Annotated in this window: 2 protein-coding genes (1 of these 2 cut by a window edge); both read right to left on the bottom strand. The window is 69.2% G+C overall.

The features are described 5' to 3' along the window. Positions 1-14,691 (bottom strand): non-ribosomal peptide synthetase, encoded by a 14,691-nt coding sequence (locus tag CAG29_RS06575; protein ID WP_085694017.1) that lies wholly within the window; start codon positions 14,689-14,691, stop codon positions 1-3. Beyond that, positions 14,688-17,733, bottom strand: the 3' portion of a protein-coding gene (locus tag CAG29_RS06580; protein ID WP_085694019.1) for a non-ribosomal peptide synthetase. The gene runs 10,022 nt beyond the window's last position; only the last 3,046 of its 13,068 coding nucleotides appear in the window; its start codon lies beyond the right edge, outside the window; the stop codon is at positions 14,688-14,690. The genes CAG29_RS06575 and CAG29_RS06580 overlap by 4 nt, the downstream gene beginning before the upstream one ends.

Here is a 17,733-nt window from a genome sequence, read left to right on the forward strand (position 1 = left end):
TCAGGACAGCACCTGCCCCGCCGGCACGGTCAGCCCGTCATGCCACCACGCCGCGAGACTGAAGACGTTGGGCGCCTTGAGGATCGTGAAGTGGTTGCCCGGCCCGTACCACACCGCCAGGTCCGTGGCCTGCCGCCGCCAGCCCTCGACCATCGCCGCCTGCTCGCGCTGGTTGCCCGCCGCGTCCAGGGTCGGGTCGTCCACCAGCGCCAGCCGCAGCGGCCCGGTGTAGGCCAGCGCCGGTCGGTAGACCGTGCGCAGCGCCGTGGCGAAGGTGCGCACCGGGCCGTCCATGGCCTGGGGCGAGGAACGCTCGGAAAGAATTCCCGCGCGCACCATGCCCCTATGCAACAGGCGCATCTGAGTGTCCCCGTCGGCCTCGGCGAAGGCCGGCGGGTCGATGCCCAGGGACTTGCCGCTGGCCAACTGCAGCGACTCGACCAGCCGCTGCAACGCCGCCGTGGCGGTGTACGGCTTGCCCGCCACGCCGTTGCCGCCGGGGGACTCGCTGTCGATCAGGCTCAGGGACGCCACCTCGCGGCCCTGGGCTTGCAACAGCGCCGCCATGGCGTACGCCACCCAGCCGCCGAACGAGTGGCCGATCAGGTGTACCGGCCCCTGTGGGTAGAGCTGCCCGAGGGCCTGCACATAGAACGCGGCGGCCGCCTCGACCCGGCTGTGCGGCACCGTCACGCCGTCGAGGCCACGGGGCTGCAAGCCGAAGATCGGCCACTCCGGCCCCAGCGCCTCGGTGAGGTGGACGAAACCGATGACGTTGTCCCCCGCCCCCGGCACGCAGAAGATCGGCGCGTGGCCGGGGTGGCCGCTCTGGATGGTGAGCAACGGCTGGTAGCTGGCCGGTTCCGGCGCGGCCGCCGCCTCCAGCGCCTGAGTGAGGGCATGCCCCATCGCCTGGACAAGGGGCGGTTTCATCAGAGTGCGGTGATCGCCGGGCACGTCGATGCAGCGCAGCAGGTCTTGCGGCACATGCCCGCCCCAACCGCGCAGCGGGTCGGGCTGTTCCTGCCCGGGCATCAAGTCCTGCGCCCGGAACAGGTGCACGGCCTGGCTGGCCGGGCTCACCCGGTAGTGCTCCAGCGCCTGCCCATGGGCCGCCTCACGGTCGAAGTAGTGCCAGGCGTCGGTGACCCCGGCCGCCGAAAGTTCAGGGTCCGACAACTGCTGATCGCGGCAACGCGCGAACAGCTCATTGAAGTCGAGCCGTTCGATCTCGGCCTCCAGCAACGCCACTTGCGCGAGCGCCGCTTCGCCCTCCTCGCCACGGTCCAGGGAATAGGCACGGCAGTGTTGCAGCAACTGGTGCCTGTCCAGGTGTTCGCCGGTCCAGCGCGACTTGTCCTGGTGGGCGGGGTGCGGCGCGTAGGTGTCGATCAGGCCGACGAAGGCCACCGGCTCGTCCATGCCGATCAGTTGCTGGGCGATTTCGTACGACAGCAGCCCGCCGAACGACCAACCGGCCAAGCGGTACGGCCCATGGGGCTGAACCGAACGCATGATGCCGATCATCCTCGCCGCCATGCATTCCACTGTACGCAGCTGCGGTTGGCCGAGGGTGACGCCGGGCAGGCCGTAGACCGGGAAGTCGCCGCCGATGTGCAGGGCCAGCGCCGGGAAGTACATCTCCCGGCCGCTGAACTCGTGCACCAGGAACAGCGGCGTGCCCTGGTCGCCGGGACGCACCACGATCAGGCCGTCAGGCTGTTGCTCGCCCTCCTGGCGCCCGGCAAGCCGCGTGCACACCCCTTCCACGGTCGGGGACTGGAACAGCTCGGCCAGCGTCACCGCAAGGCCGGCTTGTTTCATCTGATTGATCAAACGGATCGCCAGCAGCGAATGCCCGCCCAGTTCGAAGAAGCTGTCGTGGCGGCCGACCCGGCCGATGTCGAGCAGCTCGGCCCAGATCTGCGCTACCGCCTGTTCGGTCTCGCCTTGCGGCGCGACGTAAGGACGGTCGCGCAGCACTTCGGCATCCGGCGCCGGCAGGGCCTGGCGGTCGACCTTGCCGTTGGGCGACAGCGGCAAGGCGTCCAGCGGCACGAAGGCCCCCGGTGCCATGTACTCCGGCAGCCGCTGCGTGATGTGCGCCCGCAGCGCCTCCGCGGTCGGCATTTCGCTGCCGGTGCGCAGGGTGAAATAGGCCACCAGCCGCTCGTCGCGCATCAGCACCACTGCCGTCCGCAGCGCGGGGTGCTCGATCAGCCGCGCTTCGATTTCGCCCAACTCCAGACGCAGGCCGTGCAGCTTGACCTGGAAGTCGTTGCGCCCCAGGAACTCCAGGTTGCCGTCGGTGCGGTAGCGCACCAGGTCCCCCGTGCGGTACAGGCGGTCGCCGGCCACGAACGGGCTGTCGATGAACCGCTCGGCCTGCAGCTGCGGCAGGTTCATGTAGCCCCGCGCGCCCCCCACGCCGCCGATGTGCAGTTGACCGCTGACACCCAAGGGCACCGGCAAGTCATTGGCATCGAGGACATACAGGCGGGTGTTGCAGATGGCCTTGCCGATCGGCAGCTCGGACTCCGGCACCGGCCGATCCGGCTCCAGCGTCCAGGCCGTGCTGTCGACCGTCGCCTCGGTCGGCCCGTAGACGTTGTGCAAGCGCACCCACGGCAGGCGCCGGCGCACCGCACGGGCCAGCGCGGCGGTGAGTTCCCCGCCGCCGCAGAACACGTCGGTGAGGCTGGTGCACTGGCCGGCCTCCTCCAGTTCGAGGAACTGCTCCAGCAACGCCGGCACGAACTTGACCACGGTGATCTGCCGCTCACGGATCACCCGCGCCAGATAGGCCGGATCCCGGTGGCCGTCGGGCCGCGCGAGCTCCAGCCGCACGCCGCTGGTGAGGGGCCAGAAGAACTCCCACACCGACCCGTCGAAACTGAACGGTGCCTTTTGCAGCAGCGCGGCGGACGCCGTCGGCGGGCAGATCTGCGAGCCCCAGTGCACCAGGTTGCACAGGCCTCGGTGTTGCAGCATGACGCCCTTCGGCGTACCGGTGGAGCCTGAGGTGTAGATCATGTAGGCCAGGTGGCCGGCACTCAGGCCCGGCACCGGAACATCATGGGCCGGGGCATCCTGCCAAGTGCAGCGGTCGAAGTCGATCAACAGGCTGTCGGCCCCGTCGAACAGCGGCCGAGTGGCCGGGTGCACCAGCACCGCCACCGGCGCGCTGTCCTTGAGCATGTAGGCCAGCCGGTCCGCCGGGTACCCCGGATCCAGCGGCACATAGGCGCCGCCGGCCTTGAGGATGGCCAGCAAGCCCACCACCAGGTCCAGCCCGCGCTCGACGCAGATCGCCACCCGCGCATCCGGCTGCACGCCTTGGCTGCGCAGGTGATGAGCGAGGCGGTTGGCCTGGGCATTGAGCTCGCGGTAGGTCAGGCGCTGCGGCCCCGCCGCGACTGCCACCGCATCTGGCGTGCGCGACACTTGCGCCTGGAACAGCTCATGCACGGTTTGCTCCAGGTCATAAGCGGTTTCGGTGGCGTTGAACTCGCCGAGTACGCGTTGCCGTTCCTGCGGCCCCAACAGGTCCACCCGATCCAGCACGGCCTGGTCATCCTCGACCATGGCCTGCAACAGACGCTTGAAGTAGCCGACAAAGCGTTGCACCGTCGCTTCGTCGAACAGCGCCGTGGCGTAGGTCAACGCACCGCGGACGCCGTCCGGCGTCTCGCCCAGCCGCATCGACAGGTCGAACTTCACGAAGCGGCTCGGCTCGGCAATGCCTTCGAGGGTCAGCTCGCCCAACGCCAAGGCCGGCGCCATGCTGCTGTCCCAGCCCAGCAAGGTCTGGAACAGCGGGCTGTGCGACAGGCTGCGCACCGGCCGGGTGACCTCCACCACTTGCTCGAACGGCAAATCCTGGTGGGCCTGGGCCTCCAGCGTGCACGCCTTGACCCGCGCCAGCAGCGCAGCGCCGCTCAGGCCCCCGGAGGTGTCGATGCGCAGCGCCAGGGTGTTGACGAACATGCCGATCAAGCCTTCGATCTCGGCCCGGATGCGGTTGGCCACCGGTGAGCCCACCACCACCTCGGACTGGCCCGAGAGCCGGGTCATCAGCACCGCCCAGGTGCCCATCATCACCATGTACGGGGTCACGCCGTGGCGCTGGCACAGTGCCTTGAGCCCGGCGCTCAAGCCGGCGTCGAACCAGACCTCCACACTGCCGCCGGCATGGTCCTGACGGGCCGGGCGCGGCCGGTCGGTGGGCAGGGTCAGCAGGGTCGGCGCACCGGCCAGGGCTTGCTGCCAGTAGTCGCTCTGGCGCTGCAGCACCTCGCCGCTGAGCCAGCGCCGTTGCCACACCGCGTAGTCGCTGTATTGCAGCGCCAACGGCGGCAACGGGTCGGCCTCGCCGCGGCTGAAGGCCTGATACAGCGCCGTCAGCTCGCGGGTCAGTACCCCCATGGACCAGCCGTCGGAGATGATGTGGTGCATCGTCAACAGCAGCACATGATGGTCGTCCGCCATGCGCAGCAACCGTCCGCGGATCAGCGGATCGTCCTGCAGGCTGAACGGCTCGCGCGCCTCTCTCTCGATCCGCACCTGCAGAACGTGTTCAGGCCGCTCGACGTGCCGCAGGTCCTCGACCTGCAGCAACAGGCCGCTGTCGTCCGGCATGATCAGCACTTGAGGCCCGTCGTTGACGGCCGCGAAGCGGCTGCGCAAGGTCTCGTGGCGGGCGACGATCCGCGCCAATGAGCGCTGCAGCGCGTCTTCGTCGAAACGCCCGCGCAGGCGCAGGGCAAACGGAACGTTGTAGGCGGTGTTGCCACCTTCCATCTGCGCCAGGAACCACAGCCGCTGCTGGGCGAACGACAGCGGCAGCGCCTGGTCGCGCGGCGCCGGCACGATGTCCGGCAGCGTGCTGCGGCCCGAACGGGACAGCACCTCGGCCACGGCCGCCAGCTCTGCGTTGGCGAACAGGTCGCTCAACGCCAGTTCCACGCCCAGCCGCTGGCGCACCTGGGACACCATGCGCATCGCCAGCAGCGAATGCCCGCCCAGTTCGAAGAAGTGGTCGTGACGCCCCACCCGCTCCACTTGCAGCACCTCGGCCCACACCTGCGCCAGGGTCTGCTCCAGCGCCGTGGCCGGCGCCTCGTAGGCGCAGGTCAGCAGCGCGTCCTGTTCGGGGGCCGGCAAGGCCTTGCGGTCGACCTTGCCGTTGTTGTTCAGCGGCAAGGCGTCGAGCCGCACCCAGGCCGACGGCACCATGTAGTCCGGCAGCCGCGCCTGCAACTGCGCGCGCAGGCCGGCGCTGTCCACGGACGCGTCATCGGCCGAGTAGTACGCCACCAGGCGCAGCGGCTCCTGGCCGTCACGACGGGCCAGCACCACCGCTTCCTTGAGCCCGGCGCAACCGAGCAGGCGGTTTTCGATTTCCCCCAATTCAATGCGGAAGCCGCGCACCTTCACTTGATCGTCGTTGCGCCCCAGGCACTCCAGTTGACCCGGCGCGATCCAGCGCGCCAGGTCGCCGGTGCGGTAGAGCAAGGCGCCCGGGTGGTCGCAGAACGGATCCTTGAGGAACTTCTCGGCCGTCAGGTCGGGGCGGTTCAGGTAACCCATCGCCACGCCCTGCCCGCCGATGTACAGCTCGCCGGTCACGCCGAAAGGCACCGGCTGCTGCCGCGCATCGAGGACGTACACCTGGGTGTTGGAGATCGGGCCGCCGATGGACACGCTCTCGGCGTCGGTCGCCACCTCCTGCACCTCGAAGGTCGTGGCGTAGGTGGTGGTTTCGGTGGGGCCGTAGCAATGCACGATGCGCAGGTCCGGCGCCTCGGCCCGCAGACGGCGGAACGCCGCCGGGTCGCCGCGCTCGCCGCCGCACAGCAGGATGCGCAGGCCTTTGAGCGCCTGCGGAATCAGCTGCACGTACTGGTTGAACAGCGCGGTGGTGACGAACAGCACCGTCACCCCGCTTTCGGCCAGCTCACGGCCGAACAGCGCCGGATCGAGCAGCGTGCGGTGGTCGATCACCACCACCCGGCCGCCGTTGAGCAGCGGGCCCCAGACGTCCATGGTGCTGGCGTCGAACGCCGGGTTGGAGGCGAACGCCACCCGGTCCTGCGGGTTGAAGTCGGCGTAGCCGTTGTTGATCGCCAACCGGCCGATGGCCCGGTGCGGCACCATCACGCCTTTCGGCGCGCCAGTGGAGCCGGAGGTGTACATGATGTACGCCAGGGATTCGGACGACTGCGGCAGGTTCGGGTCGTGCGTCGGTTGCCCGTCCAGCGCCAGGGTGTCCAGGTCGATGCGGAGCACCGGGTGGTCGGCCTCTTCGCCGCTGAAGGTCAACAGCAGCATCGCTTCGCAGTCCTGCACCATGAACGCCTGGCGCTCGGCCGGGGCGTTGATGTCCAGCGGCACGTAGGCCGCCGCGCATTTGCTGATCGCCAGTTGCGCCGCCAGCAGGTCGAGCGAACGCGGCAGCAGGATCGCCACGTTGTCGCCCGGCTCCACGCCGTGCTCGATCAGGTGATGGGCCAGACGGTTGGCCCATCGGTTCAGCTCGGCGTAGGTCACCGAGGCCGCGCCATGCACCGCCGCCACGGCGTGCGGGTGTTCCTCGGCCTGCCACTCGAACAGACGGTGCACGGTCAGGGCCGCCGGGTATTTGCGGAACGTGGCGTTGAATTCCGACAGCAAGCGCGTGCGCTCGGTGTCCGGCAGGATCGAGAGCCGGTCGAGCTGCAGTTGCGGCGTCTGTTCCAGCGCCTGCACCAGGTTGCCCACCGCCTGGAGCATGTACCGGCAGATCCGCTCGGCTTCGATCCCGGCGGCCGTCAGGGCCGTGAGGCTGAAGTCCTCGCCCAGGTCATCGACGCTCAGGCTCAGGCGGTAGCTGCTGTGCTCCTCGGCATTGAGCAGTTGCATGCCCTCCCACGCGGCACCGGTCTCGGCGGACGGCGCGGCCGCCGCACCGCTGTGGCGGTAATTGAGCAACGCATTGAACAGCGGCGCGCCGGAAGCGATGCCGCTGCACCGCTGCGCCAGCGCCAATGACGCTTGTTCGTGGCGCAACAGGCGATTGAGCCGCTCATGGACGGCCAATACCCCGTCCTTCACCGTCTGCCCGGTCATCTCGACCCGCAGCGGCAGCGTGTTGATGAACACCCCCAGCGCCCGCTCGACGCCTTCGCCGCCGTTCAGCCGCCCCAGCAGGACCGTGCCGAACACCACGTCGTCGCGGCCCGACAGTTGCCCCAGCACCTGGGCCCACGCCAGGTGCATCAGGCTCGCGGCGCTGACGCCCAGTTGCCTGGCCTGGGTTCTGACCCGGAGGCTGAGGCCGCGATCCAGCGACTGTTGCGAATGGCCGGTGCAGAGGTCGTCTGCCGTGCCCTGGCCGAACGGCACGGTCGGCTCGTCGACATCGCCGAGCATCTCGCTGAAGAACGCCAAGTGCTCCTGCTCGCCCAACCCCAGACGGGTCTGGGCCACGTGGTTGCGGTACGGCACCGGTGCCGGCAGTTGCTCCACCCGGTCGAGCAGCACGGCGTTCATCTCGTGCTGCAGCACTTGCAGCGCCACGTGGTCCATCACCAGGTGATGGAACAGCAGCAACGCCACCACGCGCCGGTTGTCCGCGTCCCAGGCATGCACCACCCGCATCAGCGGCGCCTGATCGACGGCCATGCGGTAGTGCCCGACATCGAAGCGCGCGCGCAGCTGCGCCAGTGCGTCACCGCCGCCGATGTCCAGCGCTTCGCACACCAACGGTGCCCGGCGCCAGACCACTTGCACCGGCTCGTCCAGCCCTTCGTGGAACAGCGACGTGCGCAGGATGTCGTGACGCTCGATCACCCGTTGCAACGTCTCGACGAACGTATTCAGGCGTTGTTCGTCGGCAAACGCGAACTGCGCCTGCAGCACGTACGGATCGCCCTGGGTGGCCGACAGGTGATGGAACAGGATCCCGGCCTGCAGCGGCGCCAACGGGTAGATGTCCTGCACGTTGGCCGCACCGCCCGGAATGCTGGCGATGATGCGGTCGATGGCGGCCTGATCGAGCGCAACCAGCGGCAGCAGCTCAGGGGTGATCCGCCGGCAGTCCGGCGTGATGCGGTTGGCCGGCACCTCGACCTCCGGCGCGCTGCTCACGGCGGCGGCCAGTGCGGCGAGGGTCGGCTGGCTGAACAGCGCATGCACGTCCACCGCCAGCCCGGCACGGCGCATGCGCGCCGCCAGGTTGACCGCCAGCAGCGAGTGGCCGCCCAGTTCGAAGAAGTGGTCGTGGCGCCCCACCCGCTCGACGTTGAGCAGTTCGCACCACAACCGCGCGAGGGTGATTTCCGTCTCGCCGACCGGGGCTTCGTACTCGCGCACGATCACCGAAGCCTGATCCGGCGCCGGCAACGCGCTGCGGTCGACCTTGCCGTTGGGGCTCAGCGGCCAGGCGTCGAGCCGCACCCACGCCGACGGCACCATGTAGGCCGGCAGGCGGGCGTGCAGATGCGCATGCAGGCTCTCGATGGCAGGCGCGTGTTCGCCGACGGTGTAGTACGCGATCAGCCGCACGTCGCCCGGCGCGTCTTCGCGGGCCAGCACCAACGCCTCGCGCACGCCTTCGGCTTGCAGCAGGCAAGCCTGGATTTCGCCTAGCTCGATGCGCAGGCCGCGGATCTTCACTTGGTCGTCGTTGCGCCCCAGGTACTCGATGTTGCCGTCGGCCCGGTGACGGGCCAGGTCGCCGGAGCGGTAGATCCGTGCGTCGGCCTGCTCACTGAACGGATCCTTGAGGAAACGTTCCGCCGTCAGGTCCGCACGGTTGAAGTAGCCCCGAGCGACTTGCACGCCGCCGATGCACAGCTCGCCGACCGCACCGCGCGGCACCGGTCGGCCGTGGCCATCGAGAAGGTACACGCGGGTGCTGCTGACCGGTTTGCCGATCGGCGGCGCGCCTTCCGGCAGCGCGGCGCCGGGCTCCAGCGTCCACACCGTGCTGTCCACCGTGGCCTCGGTCGGGCCGTAGACGTTGTGCAGCCGCACCTGCGGCAAGCGCTCGCGCACGCTGCGCACCAGCGCTTCGGTCAGCTCGCCGCCCCCGCAGACGATGTCGGTGAGGCTGGCGCACTGGCCGACCTGCTCCACGTCGAGGAACTGCTGCAGCAGCGCCGGCACGAACTGCACCACGCCGACCTGTCGCTCACGGATCACCTGCACCAGGTACGCCGGATCGCGGTGTCCCTCGGGGCTGGCGAGCACCAGGCGCATCCCGGCGGTCAGCGGCCAGAACAGCTCCCAGACCGAGGCGTCGAAACTGAACGGGGTCTTCTGCAACAGCGCATGGCCTTCGCCCTGCGGACACAGCTGCGCGCTCCAGTGCAGCAGGTTGTTCAGGCTGCGGTGCTCGACCATCACGCCTTTCGGCGTGCCGGTGGTGCCGGAGGTGTAGATCACGTAGGCCAGGTGTTGCGGGGTCAGGCCTTCGGCCGACAGGTTGTCGTCCGGTTGCGATGCCCAGACGGCCTTGTCCAGATCAACCACCTGGGCGGCGGATTCGCCGAGCACACTGCGGGTCGCGCCGTGCACCAGCACCGCCACCGGCGCGCTGTCCGCCAGCATGTAGGCCAGACGCTCCGCCGGGTACGCCGGATCCAGCGGCACGTAGGCGCCGCCGGCCTTGAGGATGGCCAGCAGGCCGACCAGCAGCTCGGGGCTGCGCTCGACGCAGATCGCCACCCGCGCATCCGGGCCCACGCCCAAACCGCGCAGGTGACGGGCCAGTCGGTTGGCCTGGTGGTTCAGCTCGGTGTAGTTCAGCGCTTGATCGCCGCTCTGCACGGCCACCGCAAGCGGTGTGCGCAATGCCTGGGCCTCGAACCGGCCATGAACGGTCCCGTCCGCCGCGACCGACGACGTGGTGGCATTGAAGTCGAGCAGCAGGATCCGTCGTTCGTCCTCAGACAGGATCTCCACCCGCTCAAGGATCGCCTGATCGTTGCCGACCATGGCCCGCAGCAGTTGCCGGAAGTAGCCGACAAAGCGCTGCACGGTCGCCTCGTCGAACAGCGCCGTGGCGTATTCGAGCGAACCGCCGATCACGCCCCGGGCCTCGCCCAGGGTCAGCGACAGGTCGAACTTGGCGACCGGGTTCTGACCGGCCAGCCCTTCCAGCGTCAACTCGCCCAACGCCAGGGCCGGCGCCACGCTGCTGTCCCAACCGAGCAGGGTCTGGAACAGCGGGCTGTGGGCCAGGCTGCGCTCCGGCTTGACGATATCCACCACCTGCTCGAACGGCAGGTCCTGATGGGCCTGGGCTTCCAGCGTGCGGGCCTTGACCTGGGCCAGCAGCGCCTCGGTGCTCAGCTCGCCCGAGGTGTCGATGCGCAGCGCCAGGGTGTTGACGAACATGCCGATCAGGCCTTCGATCTCGGCCCGGCTGCGGTTGGCCACCGGCGAGCCGATCACCACGTCCGTTTGGCCGGACAGGCGACCGAGCAGCATCGCCCAGGCGCTCATCATCACCATGTACAGGGTCACGCCGTGGCGTTGGCTCAGGGCCTTGAGCCCGGCGCTCAGGGGCGCGTCGAGAATCACCTCGACGCTGCCGCCGGCATATGCCTGACGGGCCGGCCGCGGACGGTCGGTGGGCAGCGAAAGCAGCGTCGGCGCACCGGCCAATGCCTGCTGCCAGTAGTCGCTCTGGCGTTGCAGCACTTCGCCGCTGAGCCAGCGGCGCTGCCACACGGCGTAATCGGTGTACTGCAAGGCCAGCGGCGGCAACGGATCGGGCTCGCCATGACTGAAGGCCTGGTACAGCGCCGTCAGCTCGCGGGTCAGTACCCCCATGGACCAGCCGTCGGAGATGATGTGGTGCATCGTCAACAGCAGCACATGATGGTCGTCCGCCATGCGCAGCAACCGTCCGCGGATCAGCGGATCGTCCTGCAGGCTGAACGGCTCGCGCGCCTCTCTCTCGATCCGCACCTGCAGAACGTGTTCAGGCCGCTCGACGTGCCGCAGGTCCTCGACCTGCAGCAACAGGCCGCTGTCGTCCGGCATGATCAGCACTTGAGGCCCGTCGTTGACGGCCGCGAAGCGGCTGCGCAAGGTCTCGTGGCGGGCGACGATCCGCGCCAATGAGCGCTGCAGCGCGTCTTCGTCGAAACGCCCGCGCAGGCGCAGGGCAAACGGAACGTTGTAGGCGGTGTTGCCACCTTCCATCTGCGCCAGGAACCACAGCCGCTGCTGGGCGAACGACAGCGGCAGCGCCTGGTCGCGAGGCGCCGGCACGATGTCCGGCAGCGTGCTGCGGCCCGCGCGGGACAGCACCTCGGCCACGGCGGCCAGTTCGGCGTTGGCGAACAGGTCGCTCAGTGCCAAATCCACGCCCAGCCGCTGACGCACCTGGGACACCATGCGCATCGCCAGCAGCGAATGCCCGCCCAGTTCGAAGAAGTGGTCGTGGCGCCCCACCCTTTCCACTTGCAGCACCTCGGCCCAGACCTGCGCCAATGCGTTCTCCAGCTCGCCCTGCGGCACCTCGTACTCGCGGGTGAACAGCGCGCTGCGCTCGGGTTTCGGCAAGGCCTTGCGGTCGAGCTTGCCGTTGGCGGTCAGCGGCAAGGCCTCCAGACGGACGAACGCGGAAGGCACCATGTATTCCGGCAGTTGGCTCAGCAGGTGCGTGCGCAGTTCGCCCACCTCCAGCGGCTCGACTTGTGCCTGGGCGGTGAAGTACGCCACCAGGCGCACTTGGCCGGGTTCATCCTCCCGGGCCAGCAGCACCGCTTCCTGGATGCCCGGCAGGTGGTTGAGGCGGTTCTCGATCTCGCCCAACTCGATGCGCACGCCGCGGATCTTCACCTGGTCGTCGTTGCGGCCCAGGTACTCGATGGAGCCGTCCTCGCGCCAGCGCGCCAGGTCGCCGGTGCGGTACATGCGGCCGGGGTTGAACGGGTCTTGCAGGAAGCGTTCTTCGGTCAGTTCCGGACGGTTGAGGTAGCCCCGGGCGACGCCGGCGCCGCCGACGTACAGCTCGCCGGCCACGCCGATCGGCACCGGACGCTGCTGTTCGTCGAGCAGGTACACCGTGGCGTTGGCCACCGGGCGGCCGATGTGCAACGTCTGCCCCGCCTCGATCAGGCCCGAAGTCGCGACCACCGTGGCCTCGGTCGGGCCGTAGTTGTTGATGACGTCGAAGGTCTGGCTGCGGCCGAACTGGCGCAGGCGGTCGCCGCCGATCAGCAGCGTGCGCAGGGTCGGGTGTTCCAGGTTCTGGCCGAAGGCGTACTCGGCCACCGGGGTCGGCAGGAAGCTGACGTCCAGCGGCTGCCCGCGCCACCAGCCGAGCAGCGCGTCGATGTCCTCGGTGCCGTCGTGGACCGGCGCCAGGTGCAGGGTCGCGCCCGCGCACAGCGCCGGCCAGACCTCCCAGGCCATGGCGTCGAAGCCGAAGCCGGCCAGGCTCGAAGTGTGACGGCCGGCGCACAGGTCGAACGCCGCGCAGTGCCAGTCGATCAGGTTGCCCAGGGTCTGGTGCTCGACCATCACGCCTTTCGGCAGGCCGGTGGAGCCGGAGGTGTAGATCACGTAGGCCAGGTGCCCGGGGGTGAGGCCTGGGATCTGCGGGTTGCCGGCGTCATGGCTTGGCCATTGCGCCAGATCGAGGTCGAGCACCGGCACCTCCAGCGCCGGCAGGCGTCCACGCAAACCGCTCTGGGTCAGCACGGCCACCGGGGCGCTGTCGCCGAGCAGGTACTCCAGGCGCTCGGCCGGGTGCGCCGGATCCACCGGCACGTAGCCGGCGCCGGCCTTGAGGATCGCCACCAGGCCGACCAAGGTGTCGAGGCCACGGCGGGCGACGATGGCCACGCGGTCGTCGGGGCGCACGCCCAGCCCGGTCAGGTGCCGGGCCAGGGCGTTGGCCCGACGGTTGAGGCCGGCGTAGGTCAGCTGTTCGCCGAGGAATGCGGCGGCCACGGCGTCGGGCCGTTGCGCGGCCTGGGCCTCGAAGCGTTGCTGGGTGGTGAGGCCTTGCGGGTAGTCGGCGGCGGTGGCGTTGAAGCCGAACAGCACTTGCTCACGCTCGGCCGTTGGCAACACCGACAGTTCATGGACGGGCAGATCCGGCGTCTGCTCCAGCGCCTGGACAAGGCCTTCCACGGCGCTATGCATGTAACCGCAGACCCGCTGCGGATCAAGTTGCGTGGAGGCCAGCAGCATCAGGCGGAAGGCGTCGCCGAAATCGTCGACGCTGAGCGTCAGCGGATAGTTGCTGCGTTCCTCGGCATGCAGGTTGGTGATGCCTTCCCAGGCCGTCTGCGCCTGAGCGTGCGCAGCTGCCGCGCCATGGCTGTGGCGGTAGTTGAACAACGCGCTGAACAACGGCGTCGGCGCGGCCACCTGGCTGCACCGCTGGGCCAGCGCCAGCGGCGCATGTTCGTGGCGCATCAGGGTGGTGAGGCGCGCGTGGGTCGCCTGGACGGCGGCGCGTACGCCCTGCCCGTCGATGTCCAGCCGCACCGGCAGCGTGTTGATGAAGATGCCCAGGGCCCGGTCAATGGCTTCGGCGCCTTGCAGGCGCCCCATCAGCACCGTGCCGAACACCACCGACGGCTTGCCGGTGAGCGTGGCCAGCACCTGTGCCCAGGCCAGGTGGAACAGGCTCGCCGCACTCACGCCGAGTTGCCGCGCCTGCGTGCGCAGGCGCTGCCCCAGCTCCGCCTCCACCGGCATGCCCAGCTCGGCGATGCCTTGACCGTCACCCTGCACGTCCTGCAAGCCGAACGGCAGCGTCGGTTCGTCGATGTCGCCGAGCATGTCGCGAAAGAACGCCTCATGTTCCGCTTCGCTGATGCCCAGCCGCGCCTGGGCCACGTAGTTGCGGAACGGCACCGGCCGCCCCAGCCGTGCGCCCTGCCCCGACAGGCACTCGCGCATCTCGTGGCTCACCACCTCCAGCGCCGAGTGGTCCATCGCCATGTGGTGGAACAGCAGCGTGGCGATGATGCGTTGCCCGGCGGTGTCTTGGGCATACGCCAGACGCACCATCGGCGCCCGGCTGACGTCCAGGCGGAAATGCCGTGGGTCAAAATGTTCATTCAATTGCGCCAGCGCATCGGCTTCGCCGTCCTGCGGCACGAATTCTTCCAGCGGCAGGTGCGCCCGGCGCCAGACCACTTGCAGCGGCGCGTCCAAACCTTCCCAGACCACGGCCGTGCGCAGGATGTCGTGGCGGTTGATCACGGTCTGCAAGGCCTGGGCGAACGCCTGGAAACGCTGCATGTCGGTGAACGCGAACTGCGCCTGCATCACGTAGGGATCGCCTTCGCCGCCGCTGACGTGGTGAAACAAAATGCCCTCCTGCAGCGGCGCCAGCGGGTAGATGTCCTGCACGTTTTCGGCGCCGCCCGGTACGTCGGCGACGAGGTGGTCGAGGGTGTCCTGGCTCAGCTCCGCCAGGGTGACCATCGCCGGGGTGATGCGGGTGGTGCCGGGGACGATGCCGTTGGCCGGCACCTCCACCTGGCCGTGTTTGGCGGCGGCATACCCGCCGGCCTTGATCAGCTCGATCAGCGCGGCCTTGTGCTCGCGCAGCAGCGCCAGCACCGCCGGATCGCTCAGGGCCTGCTTGTTGCCTTGCACCCGCAGTTGGTCGTCCGTGACCGCCAATTGGATGTCTTTCGCTTTGAGTGTCGCCAACAGTTCGATCAGGTTCACAGAACGATCTCCATTCTTTCCGTAATTGCCGCGTAACCGGCCAGGGTCGGGTGTTCGAACAGCGCCCTGACGTCGGCTTCCATGCCTTCTTGTCGCAACCGGCCGATCAGACTGACCGCCAGCAGCGAGTGCCCGCCCAATTCAAAGAAATGGTCGTGCCGGCCGATCCGCTCCACCTTGAGCAGTTCGGCCCACAGCCGCGCGAGGATGATTTCCGTCTCCCCCTGCGGGGCTTCGTATTCGCGGGTGATGACCGAGGTCTCATCCGGCGCCGGCAGTGCCCGGCGGTCAAGCTTGCCGTTGGGGCTCAGCGGCAACGCCTCCAGGTGCACGAACGCGGTCGGCACCATGTAGTCCGGCAAGCGGGCCAGCAGATGGCTGCGCAGGCTCGCGGCGTCTTGCCGCTCGCCGGTGCAGTAGGCCACCAGCCGCTTGTCTCCGGACGCCTCTTCGCGGATCAGCACCGCTGCCTCGCGCACGCCGTCGACCTGCTCCAGGCACGCCTGGATCTCGCCCGGTTCGATACGCAGCCCGCGCAGTTTCACTTGGTCGTCGTTGCGCCCCAGGTACTCAAGCTGGCCGTCGGCCCCGTACCGGACGATGTCGCCGGTGCGGTACATCCGGGCGCCCGGCCGGGCGCTGAACGGATCCTTGAGGAAACGCTCGCCGGTCAGCTCCGGTCGGTTCATGTACCCCCGGGCCACCTGCACCCCGCCGATGCACAGCTCGCCCGGCACCCCTTGCGGCACCGGTTGTTGCCCGGAGTCCAGGACGTACAGCAGGGTGTTGTCCACGGCACGGCCGATGGGCGGCGCGTGCTGCGGAGCGGGAGCGGACGGGTCCAGCGTCCACACCGTCGCATCCACCGTGGTTTCGGTCGGGCCGTAGACGTTGTGCAAACGCACCTGCGGCAGACGCTCGCGCACCTTGCGCGCCAGCGCGGCGCTCAGCTCGCCGCCGCCGCAGAACACATCGGTGAGGCAGGTGCACTGGCCGGCCTGCTCAAGTTCGATGAACTGCTGCAGCAGCACCGGCACGAACTGGATCACGCTGATGCGCTGCTCGATGACCAAACGCACGAGCTCGGCCGGGTCGCGGTGGTCGTCCGGGCCGGCCAGCACCAACCGCAGACCGGCGGTCAGCGGCCAGAAAAGCTCCCACACCGACGCGTCGAAACTGTACGGCGTCTTCTGCAACAGGGCGCCATCCACCGCCTGCGGGCAGTGCCGGGCGCTCCAGTGCACCAGGTTGACCAGGCTGCGGTGCTCGACCATCACGCCCTTCGGCCGCCCGGTGGTGCCGGAGGTGTAGATCACGTAGGCCAGGTTCGACGGGCTCAGGCCCGGCGCCGGCGGGGCCGTGTCCGGGTTGGCCTGCCAGGTGCAGCGGTCGAGGTCGACCTGCGCCACCCCGGTGCCCTCCAGCAAGGCGCGGGTGGCGCCGTGCATCAGCACGGCCACCGCTGCGCTGTCCTTGAGCATGTAGGCCAAGCGGTCCGCCGGGTAGCCCGGATCCAGCGGCACGTAGGCACCGCCGGCCTTGAGGATCGCCAGCAGGCCGACCACCATGTCCGGCCCGCGCTCGACGCAGATCGCCACACGCGAGTCCGGCCCGACGCCCAGGTTTTGCAGGTGATGGGCCAGGCGGTTGGCCTGCCCGTCCAGCTCGGCGTAGCTCAGGCGCTGCCCGCCGCACTGCACCGCCACGGCCAGCGGCGAACGTTGCGCCCGGGCCTCGAACAGCGCGTGGACGGTCCGCTCCAGGTCGTGGCCGATCTCGGCGGCGTTGAGGCCGGACAGCACCTGGCGGCGCTCCTCGTCCGGCAGCACCGCCAACCGGTTCAACGGTTGCTGCGGTGACTGCTCCAAGGCGTCGACCAGCGCCGTCAGCGCCTGCTGCATGTAGCCGCACACCTTCGCGGCGCCGATGCGGGCCGGTGTCATCGCCGTGAGCGTGAACCCGCTGCCCAGATCGTCGACACTCAGGCTCAACGGATAGTTGGTGCGTTCCTCGCTGGCCAGGACCTCGATGCCCTGCCAGGCCTCGCGGATGGCCTGTTGTCGCGCTTCGCTTTCGCCATGGCGATAGTTGAGCATTGCGCTGAACAGCGGCAACGTCGCGGCCACCCCGCTGCAACGCTGGGCCAGCGCCAGCGAAGCGTGCTCATGCCCCAGCAGGGCCGTGAGCCGGTCATGGGTCGCCTTGACCCCGGCCCGCACGCCGGTCTCGCCCAGGTCCACCCGCAGCGGCAAGGTGTTGATGAACATGCCCATTGCCCGGTCGGCGCCGCTGCCGCCCTGCATCCGGCCCAGCAGCACGGTGCCGAACACCACCCGCTCCTGGCCGGACGCTGCCCCCAGCACCCGCGCCCAAGCCAGATGGAACAGGCTGGCGGCGCTCACCCCGGCGAGCCGCGCCTGGCTGCGCAGGCGCAGGGCCAGCGCTTCAGGCAGCGCCCGGCTGGCTTCTTCGATGCGGTTGCCGTCACCGCGCACATCCTGCAAGCCGAACGGCAACGTAGGTTCGTCGATGTCGCCGAGCATGTCGCAAAAGAACGCTTCGTGCTCCTGCTCGCTGACGCCCAGACGGGTCTGGGCCACGTAGTTGCGGTAAGGCACCGAGGCCACAGGCACGCGGTCTTCGCCCCGCATGATGGCCTGCATTTCATGGCCTACCACGTCCAGCGCCGTGTGATCCATGGTCAGGTGATGGAACAGCAGCATCGCGGCGACCCGGCCATTGGCCGGATCCTGCGCATGCACCAGCCGGATGATCGGCGCCTGGCTGATGTCCAGGCGCACCTGCCGCGCATCGAACCGCGCCTGCAACTGCCCGGCCACGTCGCCCTGCGCCGGATCCGCCGTCACCTCTTCGAGCGACAGCGCGGCATGGCGCCAGACCACCTGCACCGGCGTCGCCAACCCCTGCCAGACCACGCCGGTACGCAGGATGTCGTGCCGTGCGATGACTTGATCGAGCGCTGCGGCGAAGGTCGCCAGCCGCACCGGGCTGTCGAACGCCATCTGCGATTGCAGCAGGTAC

This window comes from Pseudomonas sp. B7(2017) (genome assembly GCF_002112745.1).
GTDB classification, from domain to species: Bacteria; Pseudomonadota; Gammaproteobacteria; order Pseudomonadales; family Pseudomonadaceae; genus Aquipseudomonas; species Aquipseudomonas ekonensis.